The sequence below is a fragment of the Roseateles koreensis genome (assembly GCF_028595305.1).
Lineage (GTDB): Bacteria > Pseudomonadota > Gammaproteobacteria > Burkholderiales > Burkholderiaceae_C > Paucibacter_A > Paucibacter_A koreensis.
Window position 1 is genome coordinate 256,384 of sequence record NZ_JAQQXS010000006.1, and the last position, 15,658, is coordinate 272,041.

The window sequence follows — 15,658 nt, forward strand, 5'->3', positions numbered from 1 at the left end:
AGCAAAATCAAGCATGGTCGCCGCTCCAGGTGTTGGCATCGGCCGAGCGCGGCTGCAGATGCAGTTGGCCGTCGTCGCGCACCCAGCCCTCTAACTCAACCGGCACGCGGCCTTTCTTGAGCTGGCAGCTGATGTGATAGACATGATGAAAGTCTGCGCTGGCCGCAATATTGACCTTGACCTGCACGGCCGCCACCCGGGGTTCATGACGCAAAATGGTTTGGGCAATGGCATCCCGCAGCAGCTCGCGCGCGGCGGGCTGGTTGGCGTAGATGAGGTTGCTGTCAGGCAAGCCATAGTCGGGCGCGGTGCGCAGCGCGCCTTGGCGGCTGTTGAGCAGGCGGCCGATGTGGTCGGCGATGGACAGGGCCAGATGGTTGCGCTCCGAGACGCTGTCCAGTGCCCGGCCGTCAGCGAAATGACCTGTCAGCAATTCGTAGAAGCCGGCGTGATTCATGATGAGGCAGTCCTTGCAAGAGTGGAAAGGCGCGCCGCCACGGCAGGCCGCAGTTCCTGGCCAAAAGGTGTGGGGGGCTGGCGCAGCAGCTGCTGGCTCAGATGGTGTTGAATGCCTGCGCACAGCTGTTGGCTGCTGCCGACGACCAAGCGGCTGCCCTGTGGCAAACCCTCTTGCGGCTGAGTTTGCAGTTGCAGGCGCCAGGTCTGCACACCCTCACCTTGCGTCAAGGCCGAAGCATCCGTTGCAATGCCGTGTTGCAGACTAAGGCGCGCCACTGGCGGGGCCGCCGCTCCGGCTTGGCAGCTGATCCAGGGTGGCGGCTCGGCCAAGGCCGCAAAGTCCTGGGTCGAGGCCTGGCTTTGTGCCAAGGTCAACTCGGCGGCGGCTTGGGCCTGGGCTTGCCAGGTCGCCTCTTGGGGCGGGTTGACGCCGGGCCGGCCTTCATCGGCGCAAAACTGCCCCTGCAGCGGCTGCCAGGCCCCGCCGCAACGCAGCAAGTCCCAGCCGTGGCCGGCCTGGGCAAACTCGGCGCCGTCCAACCAGGTGGCCACCGGCCCCTGGGGCAGCAGGCTTAAGGGGCCGGGCAACATGGCGTTGAGGGCCAGACGCGGGCCGCGCTGAGCCTGCAGCGTCTCTTGCCACAGCCGCCAACCGTGCGACAAAAGGGGGGCACCGGGCAAGGGTGCTGCAGGAGTGTCGGTGTCGCACAAGGCCGCGAACCAGGCCGGGCTGCCATCTTGAGCCAGGCCGTTTGTCGTGGTGCCGGCCGGGCGCACCTCGTCCACCGCGTAGACGGCCAATACCGAGGCTGGTGGGCACAGAGGTAGGGCCGCGCGCAGCAGGTCTACACCGGCGTTCTCAGCCACGATCACCAGGCCAGGCGTGTCGGGCCAGCGCCAGGATCTGGCCTGGCCATCCGTACCGCAAGACGCCAGCTGATGCAGATGGGCCTGGCTCAGCAAGGCCTGAATCCGGCGCACCAGGCCGGCCGCCGCCTGGCGGGGATGCGCGCGCCAGTCCCAGGCATGGGCATGGGCGATGAAGGCGAATTGCGGGTCGGCCAAGGTGCCGAGCCGGTCGGACAGCTGTGTGGCCAAGGGCCAGTAGCGGGCGGGCAAGGCCGTCCAGCCTTGCTCGCGCAAACAGGCGTAGCGCTGGCGCAGTTGCTGCTGCAAGGCAGGTAAAACCACCGGAGCAGCGCCCTCCCCCAGGCCCTGCTGCTGCGCCATCAGCCGCAAGACCTGGGCGGGCTCATGCTCGCGCAGCACTTGGGCGGGCGCCTGCCAGCGCGCCGCCAAATCCAAGCTCCAGGCCTGCGCCTCGGGCGCAGCAGAGCCACCCAGCCAGCCGTATAGCTGCTGGTGCAGCGGCTCATCGTCGGGGTCCCACAGGCCGGTGTCGTGGCTGCCGGTTTGCGCCCAAGTGCGAGCTTCCAGCAAGCCCAGGCGGCTGCCGCCAATGCCGGGAACAAACAACACGGGCCACAAAATGGGCGTTTTGGCCATTGCGGCATGGCGCTGAGCCTGCCGGGCGGCGCGCTCAAGCTCGGGCAGGATGCGGGCCAAGCGGTCAACAGGGCTAACTTCGTCAAGGGACGGGTTCATGTCAGGCATGGCTCAAGCTCCGCTGCGCGGCGGTGGCCATGGCCGGCTGGGCCGCCGCCGGGCGCCATGCCATCAAGCTGTGCTGCCACAAAGAGCGCGCGTAGGCGCAGGCCGTTTGCTGCGGGGCGGGCTGCTGGCTCAGCAAGGCCAGTTGCAGCAAGAACAGGCTCTGGCCCAGATAGCCCAGGGGCGCGCAATCCAGCCCGGCGGGCGAGCCCGTGGGCAGATGGGGCCAATGCCGCAGCCGCAGGTATTCGGCCTCGCGGCGCATGGCCTCTTGGTTGGGATGAGCATCGCTCAAGACCATTGCCGCGCCGCTGGTCTGGGTGGCATTCTTGTCTTGCAGGGCCAGCAGCATTTCGCTGCAAGCCCTGCCCATGGGACGCTCGTTTTGCCAACGGTCTTCGGGCTCCAGCACATGGCAGCAACGCAGGGTGGTGGCCTGCTCGCCCTGCCCTAGCAAGAGCAGCACCGCCGCCTCGCCCGGCACCACGCCGTCACAGGCCGGGCCGCTGAGTTGATCGATATCGTCCAACAAGGCCAGCGCTGCGTCCCCCAGCCAGCTCTCGCAGGCCAGCAGCAAGGCACGGCGGGGTGTGACGGCGCTGTGACTTGGCCCTGCACTTGACAGATAAGCGGCTGCGGCCGACAAGGCCTCAAACGCGTGGGCATGGCAGCTCAGGCGCTGCAGTTGCTGGGCCTGCCCATGCGCCGTTGCGACGCCCAGCAACTCAAACCACAGCTGGGTGAGCAGGCTCTCGTCCAACGCCACCTGCGCCGCGCCCTGCCGGGCACTGCTTTCCGGGCGAACAACAAACACCCGCAGAGTGGCCAATTCGGCCAGGCTCAGGCCGCTGCATTGGCATAGGTCTGTTGTGGCTGCGGCCAGCAACTGGCGCTGCCGCGCCAGGCCGCGCAACTCGCCCGTTTGGCCGCGCAGGGCCAGGGCCGGTAAAGCACCAAGGGCGGCGCCGTTCATATCCAAGGCGTCAAGGACTTCTACCCCCGGTGCGGGCTGGCCCGGTGCCAGGGCGGCCAACGTGGCTTGCAAGCTGCCGGCCGCGCAGCTCAGGCCGGCCTTCAGCACGGGAATGTTCAGGATGATGGAGGGCTTGGGGTTCATGTGCTTGGCGGCTGGGGGTTCAGGGGCGCATTTCGGCCGGGTGTTCGGCACTGCCCAGCAGCAATCGGCGCAAGGCCTGGCCCTGGTGTTTTTGCGGGATGAAAGCGCGGTAAAGCAGGGTCAGGCGGCGCCGGTCGGGCTCCAGCAACACGGTATTCAGGGGCAAGTCATGGCGGGCAAAGCCGCCGTAGTGGTAGCTGTGCAAGGCGAACTCATGGCGGGGCAGCGCGAAGGCCAGGTCGCGCCGGTCCTGGCTGAAACCTTGTGCATGAATAGCTTCGCCCCCCTTCAGATGAGGGCTGAACTGCAGGGCCGGGTGGGCGGTGTTGTGAAACATATCCGTGCCATCGCTGGGGCGGGCCGGGGCCTGGGTGGCACGCCATTGCGCGTCGCGGCTGCCGCCCAAGGCGGCGCGCGGCGACCACAGCGGATTCAAGGCGCCTGGCAATTGGGGCAGGCGGCGGTCTTGCCAGCGGGCCAGGGGCTGGCGCGGGTCTTCGATGGCCGGCAGGGCCAGGCCCGCGAGGGTGGCTGCCTTGGCATCCACATGGAAGCCCTTGCCTGCAGGGTTGTAGGCCCAGTGCTGCGCCGCCGCGCGGCCACGCATGGCATCAAAACCGCCATAAGCATGCTGCCACAGCAAGGGCAGGCGGGTCACCAGGCCGTCTTGCCTCTGCTTGAAGCGGCGCGGGATGAAGAGCGTGAAAAGCCGGGTCAAAAACCAGCGGCTGCGCCAGCGCCTGGGGCCATGCACGCGCATGGGGAACACCGCCGGGCCTACGCCCAACCAGGGCTCCATCTGTTTCACGCCATCGGCCTTAGGCGCATAAGCATGGCCCAGCAGCAGCACATTGGTGGCTGGCTGCGGCGCCATCACATCGGCGGGCCGCAGCAGGGGCGCCCAGTTCTGGCCCTGAGCCTGCAAATGGGCCAGAAAGTCGGGCGCTTGGTAGTCCTCGTCGAAGCGGTCTTCATGCGCCAGGCTTTCAGCTTGCGGCAGCAGTTGCAATTCACCGCCTGGTGCGATTTGGTACTGCAGCTTGAGCACCAGCAACTGTCCGGCCACGCCTTCATCGTTGACAAAGGGCAAGGCCTCGGCCAGATGAGGCGTGGCATTGCGCAGCAGGGAGTTCATGTCAGCAGGCCCGCCGTGTCGCCTTGCACCTCGGGCTGGGCCTGGGCCAATTGAGCCTGCAAGCGCTCGGCACGCCGCTGCATTTGAACAGCCGCCTGGGCCTGCAAGCCTTGCTGTAGCGCGGCCACTTTGTCCGGCGTGTCAAGGTAGTCGATATTGATGCCCTCCTCGTCGTCGGCGCTCAGGAAGATGGCCACCGGCATGGTGTCGCTGGACAGGCGCTGCAGCAGCTCGCGTGAGATGGCGGGCAAGAGGCTTTGCTCGATCAGGCGGTCTATGCTGCGCGCGCCGCTGTCGGGCGTGTTGCAGCCATCGGCCAGCAAGCAGGCCAGGGCTTCGGTGTGGTGCAGGGTGATCTGCCAGCTCTCTTGCAGGCGCTGCGCCAGCCGGCCCAGCTTGAGCCCAACGATGCGCGTGAGCTGCTCCTGGGCCAGCGGCAGATAGGGCACAACCTGCATGCGCGCCAGCAAGGCGGGCTGGAAGTGGGCCAGCAGCTCGGGCCTGATTTGCTCCAGCGCAACCTCGGCGTTAACGCCCTCGTAGCGCTGCCAATGCGCCATCAGGGTCAGGCTGCCCAGATTGGAGGTCATCAGGATGACGGTGTTCTTGAAGTCGATCTCGCGGCCCTCGCCGTCGCGCATGAAGCCGCGGTCGAAGACCTGGTAGAACAGATTCATCACATCGCGATGCGCCTTTTCCACCTCGTCCAGCAGTACCACGCTATAAGGTCGCTGGCGCACCGCCTCGGTCAATACGCCGCCCTCGCCATAACCCACATAACCGGGCGGCGAGCCCTTGAGCTGGGAGACGGTATGCGCCTCCTGGTACTCCGACATATTGATGGTGATGACGCTGCGCTCGCCACCAAACAAGACGTCGGCCACGCACAGCGCGGTCTCGGTCTTGCCCACGCCGGAGGGGCCTACCAGCAGGAACACGCCCAGGGGCGCCTCTTTTTTGCGCAAGCCCATGCGCGCATTGCGCAAGCCCTCGGCGATCAGAGCCAGGCCTTCGTCTTGCCCAACCACACGCTCACCCAGGCGCTGCTCGATGCTTAGCAAGCCGGCCATTTCGTCTTTGAGCATCTTGCCGGCGGGGATGCCGGTCCAATCGGCCACCACCTGGGCGACCACATGGGCGCCCACCTCCAAGTGCAACAACGGCGCCTCGCCCTGCACGGCGGCCAAGTCCTGGCGCAGGGCATGGATGCGGGTGCGTAGCTCGGCTGTGTTTGCCCTTGCGGGGCCTTCGGCGGCTGTGCGCAAGGCCTCGCCCAAGTCCTGCAACTGCTGCACCAAACTCTGCTCCTGATCGAGCTGGGACTGCAGGCGCGCTTGCTCGGCCTCGATGGCGGCGAGCTTTGCGCTGATGTCGAGCAAGCGCTGCTCCAGGGCCTCGGGTTTGCTGGCCTGGGCCAGGCTCAAATCACGCGCCAAGGCTTCGCGTTCGCGCAGCAGGCCGGCAGCCTGTTCGGCCAATGCACTCAAGGCCGCAGGTGGCACGGCGGCGCTCATCTTGACCCGGGCGCTGGCGGTATCCAGCAGGTCCACGCCCTTGTCCGGCAACTGCCGGGCCGGGATGAAGCGCATGGACAGGCGCACGGCCATCTGCACGGCCTCGTCGGTGATGGTGAGGCCGTGAAAGGCCTCGTAGCGGGGCTTGAGCCCACGCAACATGCCGGTGGCGGCGGCCTCGTCGGGCTCGTCCACCTTGACCATCTGGAAGCGCCGCTCCAGCGCCGCATCGCGCTCAAAGTACTGCTTGTACTCGCTCCAGGTGGTGGCGGCGATGGTGCGCAGCTCGCCGCGCGCCAGGGCCGGTTTGAGCAGATTGGCCGCGTCGCCAGCGCCCTGGGCATTGCCCGCGCCGATGAGGGTGTGAGCCTCGTCGATGAACAGCATGATGGGCACGCTGGAGGCCTTGACCTCATCGATCACGCCGCGCAAGCGGCTTTCGAACTCGCCCTTCATGCTGGCCCCGGCCTGCAGCAAACCCAGGTCCAGCACGCGCAGTTCCACGTCCTTCAAGCTCGCGGGCACGGCGCCTTGCACGATTTGCAGGGCCAGGCCTTCGACGATGGCGGTTTTGCCCACGCCCGGCTCGCCCACCAGGATGGGGTTGTTTTTGCGGCGGCGCGAGAGGATGTCGATCAGCTGGCGTATCTCATGCTCGCGGCCGAACACCGGGTCCACCTCGCCCAGGCGGGCTTTTTGCGTCAGGTCCACAGTGAACTTGTTAAGCGCAGCCGCCACCCGCGCCGTCTTCATGGGCACATGGGCCGCCCCTGACGGCTCAGCCGCCTCACTCGCGTCCTTGGTCAAGGCGGGTTCGACGGCGGCGGGCGTGGCCGGCGCAAGGGCGCTGCGGCTTTCGTCTGAGCGCTGGGTCAGGCTCAAAAAATCGCGCCGCAGCACAGCCAGGGGGATGTTGTCCAGCAGTTGCAGGCCTTCCGGCAGGCGATAGCCGCGCAGCGACAGCATGGCAAATAACAAGGCACCTGAGCGGATCTGCGTGCTGTCCAGGTCCACCAGACAGAAGCGCCTGGCCTCGTCCATCAACTCGACCAAGGAGCTGGAAAAACTGGGCGTGTCCTGGTTGCCGCCGCGATAGTGGTTCTCGATATTGTTGAGCAGCGCACTCCAGACCCGGTCGGGGTCGATGCGGAAATGCTTGAACAGCTGCGGCACATCGCCATCGCCCTCCTCCATCAGCTTGAGCAACCAATGCTCCATGCCCACCTCGTGATGGGTGCGTGAAATGGCCAAGCCCGCCGCCTCGTCCAGGGCCCTGGCGCAGTGGTTGTTCAAATGGCCCAGCAATTTGGAAATGCGTCCGCTCTCGGAATCCGACATGATTTCATCCTCCAAAAATTCTTCTTTTCCGCCCGGGGCCCTCTGCCCCGAATCGATTCAAACCTTGTCGCGCTTGCTCTCAAAACCCAGCAAGCTCGCCAGGCCCTGCCAACCCTTTTGGGTCAGCTTGACCAGGGTGTCCACCAAACCTGTTTTGGCCGGCGCTTCCACCTTGGCAAGCACAGGCTTGGGAGCTTCTGGTGCTGGGCGAGCTGCCACCACCGGCGCGGCCTCAATAACGCGTTCCACTTTCGGCGTTTGCTTCACTTGGCCCTCGGCGCGAGTTGCGAGTTTGCGAGGTGCTGGCAGCGGCTTTGCTGGCAGGGGGCGCGGCAAGCGGTACGCCACATCGGCAAGCACGCCGGGCTCGGGCAGATCATCGAGTGCACGCACCTCGGTGAGCGCGGGCCAGGCGCTGCTCAATGGCAGCGGCCGCGTGTCAGCAGGTGGACTTAATAGCGGCAAATCTTGGGCCGGCTCGGCCAATAAGCGGCTTGGCGCATCCACCTCGGGCCAGGTCTTAAGAAGGGTTTGGGCCGAGCTCGGAGCTTCTTCGACCAGCGGCAGCGCCTGCGGCGGCTCACTCAATTCGGCCTGTGTATCCAAGATGGGCAAGGGCAAATCCAGGGCTACAGTCCGGAAGCTTCTTGCGCCAGGCATTGACGCGGGGCCGGCGTCCTTCGCCGTTAGCGGGCGCGCTCCGCCGCCAAGCAGACCCAAGAGCCCAGGCGCGTAGCTGCGCAAAGCCTGCAGATGCCCTGGTGGCGCAGCCGCGCTGCTCGGCGCCTCGGTGCTGTGCAAGCCCAGCAACACATGGCTGGGCACGGCCAGATCCATAGGCGCCGCATGCGCGGGCAGCTCAAAACTCGCTGGCATGAGCCGAGGCTCCACAGACGGCAGGTTCTGGGCCAAAAGCTGCGGGGGTGCCGCTGCATCGGCATGGCGCGGCGAAGCGCTGCTTTCATTGAAGCCGGCCAGCCCGCCTAGGTGGTTGAGCGCCAATGCTGGGGGCTGACCCATCTCGGCCACCGGCGAGGCTTGGGCCCCAGGCATTTCAAGTCGGCCTGACGTCTGCACCAACTGACCCAAGCCGCCAAGATGGGCCACATCCGGCAGTGACTGCGGCATTGGTACGGGCAGCGTGTTGGCACCCATTGGATTCGACAAGCTCACACGCGTTGGGGCGTCTTGCATGCGCAGAAGTTGGTCTTCAGACAAACGCCGAATCTCCACGTCCACCACACCCGGCTCCACCATGCCCAGCTGGCGCGCAGCGGCGTAGGACAAATCAAGAATCCGCCCATCGATGAAGGGGCCACGGTCATTCACCGCCACCACCACCTGCCGTTGATTACGCAGGTTACGTACCAGCACAAAGCTGGGCAGGGGCAGGCTGCGATGCGCGGCCGTCAAGCCATGCATATCGAAGCGTTCGCCATTGGCCGTGGCCCTGTCCTGAAAGCCCGGCCCATACCAGGACGCCAGTCCACGCTCCACCCAGTTTTCATACCCAGCATTGATGGGCAGCGCGGGCGCCTCGGCCACGGCTTGTTGATGCTGGCTCACCGCCAGGCACATCACCGTGGCCATGCTGCATCGCCAGGCATGACGCCGCGCCTGCTGGCGGGATTTCGCTGATTTTCGGATATGGCTGGTATCTGCCAATGGCCGCAATTTCAGCCATGACCTGTACAGCCCGCTGTCGGACCTAGGCGCTGCGTGCGCCGCGTGCAGCAAGCGCCAAGGCAGGCTGGGCAAGCGGCATTTCAGCTCTGCACCAAGGCCCCGGGGCAGCAAGGCCATGACCTCAAAACAAGACCCGGCACGTTCAGGCATTCTTGCGCTGAGATAACGCGCCAAAGACTCGGCAAGATGCGTCGCGTCGCCTGGCCCCAGGGGTATGTTCAGCAACTGATCGAAGGGCTCCGGTGGCCTGGGCCAAGTGCCTGGCAGACCCAGCAAGCGCGCCAGCAAACCATCCATGCCTGCCTGCTGCCGCAGGCCCAAAGACAAGCGAGCCAAAGCCTGGTGCTGACCGAACAGGCGGCAAAGTGCCAACAGCTGCAACAAGGCCAGGTAATGGCCCGGGTCGCTCAGATCAAAAGGCCATTCGCACAGGCCTTGTGTCACTGATTGAGGGTGCAAAAAATGTGGGCGCCGCCGCAATAGCCGGTGCAGCAAATGCTGCCAATTTCGCAAAGCGCGCAGCACCGCCAGCAGCTCGCCATGTAACTCCGGCAGGCTTTGTCCATTGCTGAAATCCAGCTCCCACAAGGCCAGGCGCAAACGAAAAAAAGCCTCGGCAGCGCACAGCCGCGAGAGCAGCAGAGCATCCCCCGATGACGCGGCCTGCGCCGGCCCCGCAAGCCCGAGGCGCCGATGCGCGGCGCGCAGCTGCACACACAGAATATGGCGCTCCGCGAGCCGCTGCGATGCCCTCAGCCGCATCGCTGCATCAGACTCTGGCACGGCTGTCGCTTGATGTTTTCGAGCTGTGGAATGCTTGGGCGCCAAGGGTTGAACAGGTGAGAAGTCCAAATAAAAAAGCAGGCGAGGCCTGCAGCGTTGTGAGCCATTCTTGAACACAAATCCCGCGACTTGTTCAGCAAGTTTGGTCGTGTCATTGAAACAGGTGACTTGGCCTCGGTACTAGTTCACATGCATCTCCACAGGCGCGAAAAACACTCCAAACTGGGGGGGCGAGTTGCGAAGCATTCGCCCCACACTGGCACCAAAAGGCGGCTCTAGCTTTTTGTTGGTGTGGCGCGAAAGAGGCACAGACCTCCACGCAAACCAATGACCTAGGGAGTCATTCTTGTCATCGAGGAGGAGTGTGAATGGGTGGCCAAACCGCTCGGTCTGACCCGCCGTGCGTTGGCGGCATCTGCCGCTGAATCCCTGCCTACCCGTCCTGCCCTTCGCCTGGCTTTGGCATTTTATTTTTGCGCGAAGTCACGCCTGATATCCCTATGTTTGAACAGCATTACGAAGCCGAGCTGCGCAATCTGCGTGAGGCCGGCAAAGAGTTTGCCAAAGCGCATCCCGAGCGTGCAGCCGCGCTCAATATGGATCGCTTTGCGGCGCCCGACCCCTATGTCGAGCGCCTGTTTGAGGGCTTTGCCTTCATTGCCGCACAGCTGCGTCAAAAATTGGTGGACGACCTGCCCGAGTTGACCGAGGGCGTGGTGAGCCTGCTGTGGCCCAACTACATGCGCATGATCCCTTCGCTGGCCATCCAGGAGTTCGTGCCCAAAAAGCATGTGCTGCAGCAGGTGCAGACCCTGGCGCGTGGCCTGCGCGTGCGCTCCAACCCGGTGGGCAGCAGCGGCACCCAATGCGAATACCGCAGCACTCAGGCGGTGGAGTTGGCGCCCATCCATCTGGTCCATGCCCAGCCCGATATCAATGAGGCCGGGCGCAGCGTCATCCGCCTGCAATTCGAGCTGGAAGAGCAGGCCAACTGGGCCAAGCTGGGCCTTCAAAAGCTGCGCCTTTTTTTGCATGCCGACGCGCCGGTGGCCTTCAGCCTGCGCCACTATCTGCTGGACACTGTCGAGCGCATCACCGTCACCGCTCTGGACGGCACGCCCAGCCGCAGCGAGCTGAGTGGTGCGGCACGCTTCAAGCAGGTGGGCTTCAGCGCCGAGGAGCGGCTTTGGCCCTCCAGCAACACGGCTTTTGCGGGTTATGAACTGCTGCAGGAGTACTTCGCCTTCCGCGAAAAATTCCTCTTCATCGATCTGACGGGTTTGGCCGAGCTGAGCTTGAGCGCCGAGACCCGCCGCTTCACCCTGGATTGCGTGCTCAACAAGGCCCTGCCGGCCGATATGCGCTTCGACGCCGAGAACATACGCCTGCATTGCACGCCCATCGTGAATCTGTTTGAGCTGGAGGCCGAGCCGATTGCGGTGGACATGACGCGTGACGAGTACCGTCTCAACCCCTTGCTGCGTGAAGGCGCTTTGATCGAAACCTATAGCGTCGATGAGGTCGTGGCCTTCAACCATAGCGACGGGGCCCGCCTGCCCTATGTGCCCTTCTCCTCCTTCAAGCACAGGGGCGGCCTGGGCCGTGACGAAAGCCCCGAGCGCTACTACCACGCCCGGCCGCGCCAGGGCGCATCGGGCCACCACGAGACCTGGTTGGTCTTGGGCGGGCATGCCCAGGTTGACGTCGATAACCCGGCGCGCGAAACCCTCTCGGTACGCCTGACCGGCACCAACGGCATGCTGCCCCGCAAGGCCTTGCGCGACGCCACCATCACCCAAATCGTGGCCGGCTCACCCGATCTGGAACGCTGCCACAACATCACCAGCCCCACCCTGCCGCAGTACCCGCCCACGGACGACCGTTTTCATTGGCGCTTGATCTCCCACCTGCTGCCCAGCCTGATGTCCTTGATCGACGCCGAGGTGATGCGCAGCACGCTGGCCCTCTACGACTGGAGCGAGCAAGAGGCGAACCGGCGCCGCATCGACGGCGTGCGCAAGCTCAGCTGCGAGCGCAGCCACCGCATGCACAAGGGCGCCATCATCAGCGGCTACGCCATCCAGCTCGATCTGCAGGGCAGCCACTTTGCGGACGAGGGGGATCTGCGCCTGTTCGGCGCCATTCTGTGCGAGTTCTTCCGCCTCTATGTCCCCATCAATGCCTATGCCGACCTGACCCTGAACGTGCTGCCGCGCGGCAACAAGCTGCACTGGAAATGCGACATCGGCGCCATGAGTGTGATGTGAGGGTGAGATGAGCATCGCCTACCCCGTCAGCAAGACCGTACCCGCGCCCGGGCACGACTCGGGTGCCGCCTCGCATGGCAACAACACAGGTCGCTTGCAGCTGCGCATCGGCGGAGACCTCCCTGTGCCTCATTTGCCCTTCTGGAAGTACAACTACTTTCAGCTGCTGCGCCTGATTGAACAAAAACTGCCCTCAGGCCTGCGCCTGGGCCTGGACACCACGCCCCAGCAAGAGCCCCTGCGCGTGCTGCCCGACCCGGCCCTGCGCTACCCCGCCGCCGACATCAGCCACTTTGGCCGCCCCGCAGCGCGCGGCGAGGGGTTGTCAGCCTGGCACCCCCCCTGGACGGAGATGCGCGTCACCTTTGGCGGGCTCTACGGCGTGCAGTCACCCCTGCCCTATCACTTCCTGGACGACATTGCCCGCAAGGCGCCGGGCAGCGAGGTGCTGGCCTCCTTCCTGGACATCTTCAACCACCGCCTCTATCTGCTGCAGTACCAGGTCTGGAAGAAGTACCGCTATGCCCAGCAGTACCAGGCCCAGGCCAGTGACCGCATCTCGCGCTGCCTGCTGGGCCTGGGCGGCTTTGCGCTGGACGGCACACAGCCGCAAATCAAGCTGCCGCTGGGGCATTTGCTGGCCTATATCGGCCCCTTCTCACAGCGGGTGCGCAATGCCGAAGGCCTGCGCGCCGTGGTGGCCGAGTATCTGGACAGCCGTGACGTGCGGGTTGACCAATTGGTGGCTCATTGGGTGAGCGTGCCCGATGTTGCGCACCTGGCCTCCCACGCGCGTGGCGGCGAGCTGTGCCTGGGCAATAACGTGGTACTCGGGCGGCGCGTTCTGCACCCGGCGGGCAAGGTGCGCATCGTGATCGGGCCCCTGCAGGTCAAGCGCTTTTTTGAGTGCATGCCTGGCGGTAAAGAGTTTGACGACCTGGCTGCGTTGATACGCCTTTATCTGGGCGCCCACGTCGAATTTGATTTGTGCTTCCAGCTCATCACCGCCGGCCTGCCCCCGGCACAGCTGCGGCGCGGCGGCATGCGCCTGGGCTGGACCAGCTTTCTGTCCGGCGCCCTGCCCCCGGTGGTGAATGTGACGGTGCGCAACTGCGCTGAGGCCAGCGCCACGGCGCACTTCGACAGCTCATGAACCGGCCCCATCCCAACCCTAACGTCATCCATCCGCATCACCCATTTTTAAACCACGACCTGCGGGTCAAGCACAGAGGAGAGCAAGACCATGTCCAATAGTTTTCAAGCCGAAATCCCAGCAGCACGCGTCAATATCAAGCTTGACGTTCATACCGGCGGCGCCCAGAAAAAGGTTGAATTGCCTTTGAAGATGCTGGTTCTCGGCGACTTCTCCAATGGCAAGACCAAGGGCAGCGTGCAGTCACGCGCCAAGATCAATGTCAATAAGAACAACTTTGACGCGGTACTGGCCGACCTCAACCCCAGCGTCAGCTTTGGCGTCAAAGACACCATCGCGGGCGACGGCAGTGAGATCCCGGTGAAGCTGGACTTCAAGAACATGAAGGACTTCCACCCCGAGCAAGTGGCCAAGAAGATCCCCCAGCTTTCCAAGCTCATGGCCACGCGCAATCTGCTCAAGGACTTGAAGTCCAACCTGCTCGATAACGCCACCCTGCGCCGCGAACTCGAAGGCATCGTCAAAGACCAAAAAACCTTGGCCGCGCTGAAGGGCGACCTGGACGCCATCGCCGCAAAAACGGCCACCAAGGCAGCCACCGCCACTGACGCCAGCGAACCCCAAGCCTAAGCAAACACCTATACGGAGAACCCCATGACCACACAAACCGCATCCGTCGCCGCCAAACCCGGTGCCGAAACCGTTTACGAATCGCTGTTCCGCAAGGTCAACCTCAAGCCGGTGAGCAATTCCTCCGGGCTGGACACCTTTACCGACAACGACAAGCTCAGCGAGACCTCGCTGGACGACCGCCTGACCGTCGCCGTCAACGTCTTGCTGGAATCCATCCAGAAGTCCGCCCAACATGTGGACCGCCTGGACAAGGCCTTGCTGGACTTCCACATCTCCCGCATCGACCAGCTCATCAGCACCCAGCTCGATGAAATCATGCATCACGATGAATTCCAGCGCGTGGAGTCCTCCTGGCGCGGCCTCAAGCATCTGGTGGACCGCTGCGACTACCGCAAGAACGTCAAGACCGAGCTGATCGACGTCTCCAAAGACGATCTGCGCCAGGACTTCGAAGACACGCCCGAGATCATCCAAAGCGGCCTCTACAACCACACCTATGTGCAGGAATACGACCAGCCCGGCGGCGAACCCTTTGCCGCCATGGTCTCGGCCTACACCTTTGACCGCAGCCCGCAAGACCTGACCCTGATGCGCAATGTTTCCAAGGTGGCGGCTGCCTCGCACTGCCCCTTCCTCGCCTCGGTGGGTCCGGCCTTCTTCGGCAAGGAAACCATGCATGAGGTGGCCTCCATTCAGGACATCGGCGTGTACATGGAACGTGTTGAATTCACCAAATGGAAGTCCTTCCGTGACACCGAAGATTCGCGTTATGTCGGCCTGACCCTGCCCAGGGTGCTGGCCCGCCTGCCCTATGGCTCGCAGACCCTGCCGGTGCGCAGCTTCAACTACGAAGAAGCCGTCAAGGGCCCGGACCACAGCAAATACCTGTGGACCCATGCCTCTTTTTCACTGGCCGCCAACATGGTGCGCTCCTATGTACGTAACGGCTGGTCGGTGCAGATCCGTGGCCCGCGTGCCGGTGGCCTGGTTGAAGACCTGCCCATCCACCTCTACGACTTGGGCACCGGCGCACAGGTGAAGATCCCCACCGAGGTGCTGATCCCCGAGACCCGTGAATTCGAGTTCGCCAACCTCGGCTTCATCCCCCTGTCCTTCTACAAAAACCGCGACTACGCCTGCTTCTTCAGCGCCAATAGCGCGCAAAAGCCAGCCCTCTACGACACCAAGGAGGCCACGGCCAACAGCCGCGCCAACAGCCGCCTGCCCTACATCATGCTGATCTCGCGCCTGGCCCATTACCTCAAGGTGATGCAGCGCGAAAACATCGGCATGACCAAGGACCGCAAGGTGCTGGAGGCCGAGTTCACCAAGTGGATTCGTGGCCTGGTGACCGAGATGAACGACCCCAGCGACGAGGTGCGCGCGCAGTTCCCCCTGCGTGACGCTCGCGTTGTGGTGGAAGACATCGAGGACAACCCCGGCTTCTTCAGCGTCAAGCTCTTTGTGATGCCGCACTTCCAGATCGAAGGCATGGACGTCAGCCTCTCGCTGGTCTCGCAAATGCCCAAGGACAAGAAGTAAGGCGAGGTCAAACGCTGGCGGGGCCATTTGAAACCCGGCCCCGTCAGCCCCTTCGATCTCAAAACCTGCCCGCCAACCCCGTGCCCCAGCCATGAGCCTTTCGCGCCCCAATCAGCCCTCCTACTCCGCCGCCGAACTCGGCGCACGTATCCGCAGCCAACTGAGTAAGTTAGCGGAGCAAGGACTGGGCGCGACTGGCCCCTCCAACCAAGCCCAAGTCGGCCTGGAGTTAGGCCCCGACCACCCCCTGCTTCACATCACCCACTGGCACTACCGCCAAACCCTGCACGAGCCCTGGCGCCTAGACCTTAGGGCCAGCGGCGGCAACATCCCCGACCTCAGCACCCTGCTGATGCAGCGCGCTAGCTTTTGGCAGCGCGACGGTGTACTTGGCTTTCATGCCCTCAGCGGCCTGATCCA

General features: G+C 64.3%; 11 protein-coding genes. 5 read left to right on the forward strand and 6 right to left on the reverse strand.

Annotation, left to right across the window (positions count from 1 at the left end; translation table 11 throughout):
- Positions 1–7 precede the first annotated feature (7 nt).
- Genes tssE through PRZ01_RS08910 form a run of 6 tightly spaced genes read right to left on the reverse strand, consistent with a single transcriptional unit; the run spans position 8 to position 9,622 of the window.
- Positions 8–457, reverse strand: coding sequence for a type VI secretion system baseplate subunit TssE (tssE, locus tag PRZ01_RS08885; protein WP_273596406.1), 450 nt, complete (start codon positions 455–457; stop codon positions 8–10).
- Positions 454–2,064 (reverse strand): hypothetical protein, encoded by a 1,611-nt coding sequence (locus PRZ01_RS08890; RefSeq protein WP_273596407.1) that lies wholly within the window; start codon positions 2,062–2,064, stop codon positions 454–456. Before PRZ01_RS08890 ends, tssE begins: the two co-directional genes overlap by 4 nt.
- Position 2,065: 1 nt before the next feature.
- Complete coding sequence (locus PRZ01_RS08895; protein WP_273596408.1) at positions 2,066–3,187, reverse strand: hypothetical protein; 1,122 nt, start codon at positions 3,185–3,187, stop codon at positions 2,066–2,068.
- 19 nt (positions 3,188–3,206) lie between these two features.
- A complete protein-coding gene (locus PRZ01_RS08900; RefSeq protein WP_273596409.1) occupies positions 3,207–4,322 on the reverse strand; it encodes a DUF2169 family type VI secretion system accessory protein in 1,116 nt (371 codons plus the stop codon).
- Complete coding sequence (gene tssH / locus PRZ01_RS08905; RefSeq protein WP_273596410.1) at positions 4,319–7,174, reverse strand: type VI secretion system ATPase TssH; 2,856 nt, start codon at positions 7,172–7,174, stop codon at positions 4,319–4,321. The genes PRZ01_RS08900 and tssH overlap by 4 nt, the downstream gene beginning before the upstream one ends.
- Before the next feature lie 57 nt (positions 7,175–7,231).
- Complete coding sequence (locus PRZ01_RS08910) at positions 7,232–9,622, reverse strand: septal ring lytic transglycosylase RlpA family protein (protein WP_273596411.1); 2,391 nt, start codon at positions 9,620–9,622, stop codon at positions 7,232–7,234.
- 521 nt (positions 9,623–10,143) lie between these two features.
- Between PRZ01_RS08910 and tssF the strand changes: the two genes are divergently transcribed.
- The 5 genes from tssF to PRZ01_RS08935 all read left to right on the forward strand — a co-directional run.
- A complete protein-coding gene (tssF, locus tag PRZ01_RS08915) occupies positions 10,144–11,910 on the forward strand; it encodes a type VI secretion system baseplate subunit TssF (protein ID WP_273596412.1) in 1,767 nt (588 codons plus the stop codon).
- Between the two features lie 7 nt (positions 11,911–11,917).
- The gene (gene tssG, locus PRZ01_RS08920) at positions 11,918–13,063 is read left to right on the forward strand and encodes a type VI secretion system baseplate subunit TssG (RefSeq protein ID WP_273596413.1); all 1,146 of its coding nucleotides are present in this window, start codon (positions 11,918–11,920) and stop codon (positions 13,061–13,063) included.
- A 90-nt stretch (positions 13,064–13,153) separates the two neighbouring features.
- Positions 13,154–13,693 carry a type VI secretion system contractile sheath small subunit gene (gene tssB / locus PRZ01_RS08925; protein WP_273596414.1) on the forward strand — a complete coding sequence of 180 codons (540 nt, stop codon included), beginning with the start codon at positions 13,154–13,156 and terminating at the stop codon, positions 13,691–13,693.
- A gap of 24 nt (positions 13,694–13,717) precedes the next feature.
- Complete coding sequence (gene tssC, locus PRZ01_RS08930; RefSeq protein WP_273596415.1) at positions 13,718–15,238, forward strand: type VI secretion system contractile sheath large subunit; 1,521 nt, start codon at positions 13,718–13,720, stop codon at positions 15,236–15,238.
- A gap of 91 nt (positions 15,239–15,329) precedes the next feature.
- On the forward strand, positions 15,330–15,658 hold a 329-nt coding region (locus PRZ01_RS08935), incomplete at its 3' end, for a hypothetical protein (protein WP_273596416.1).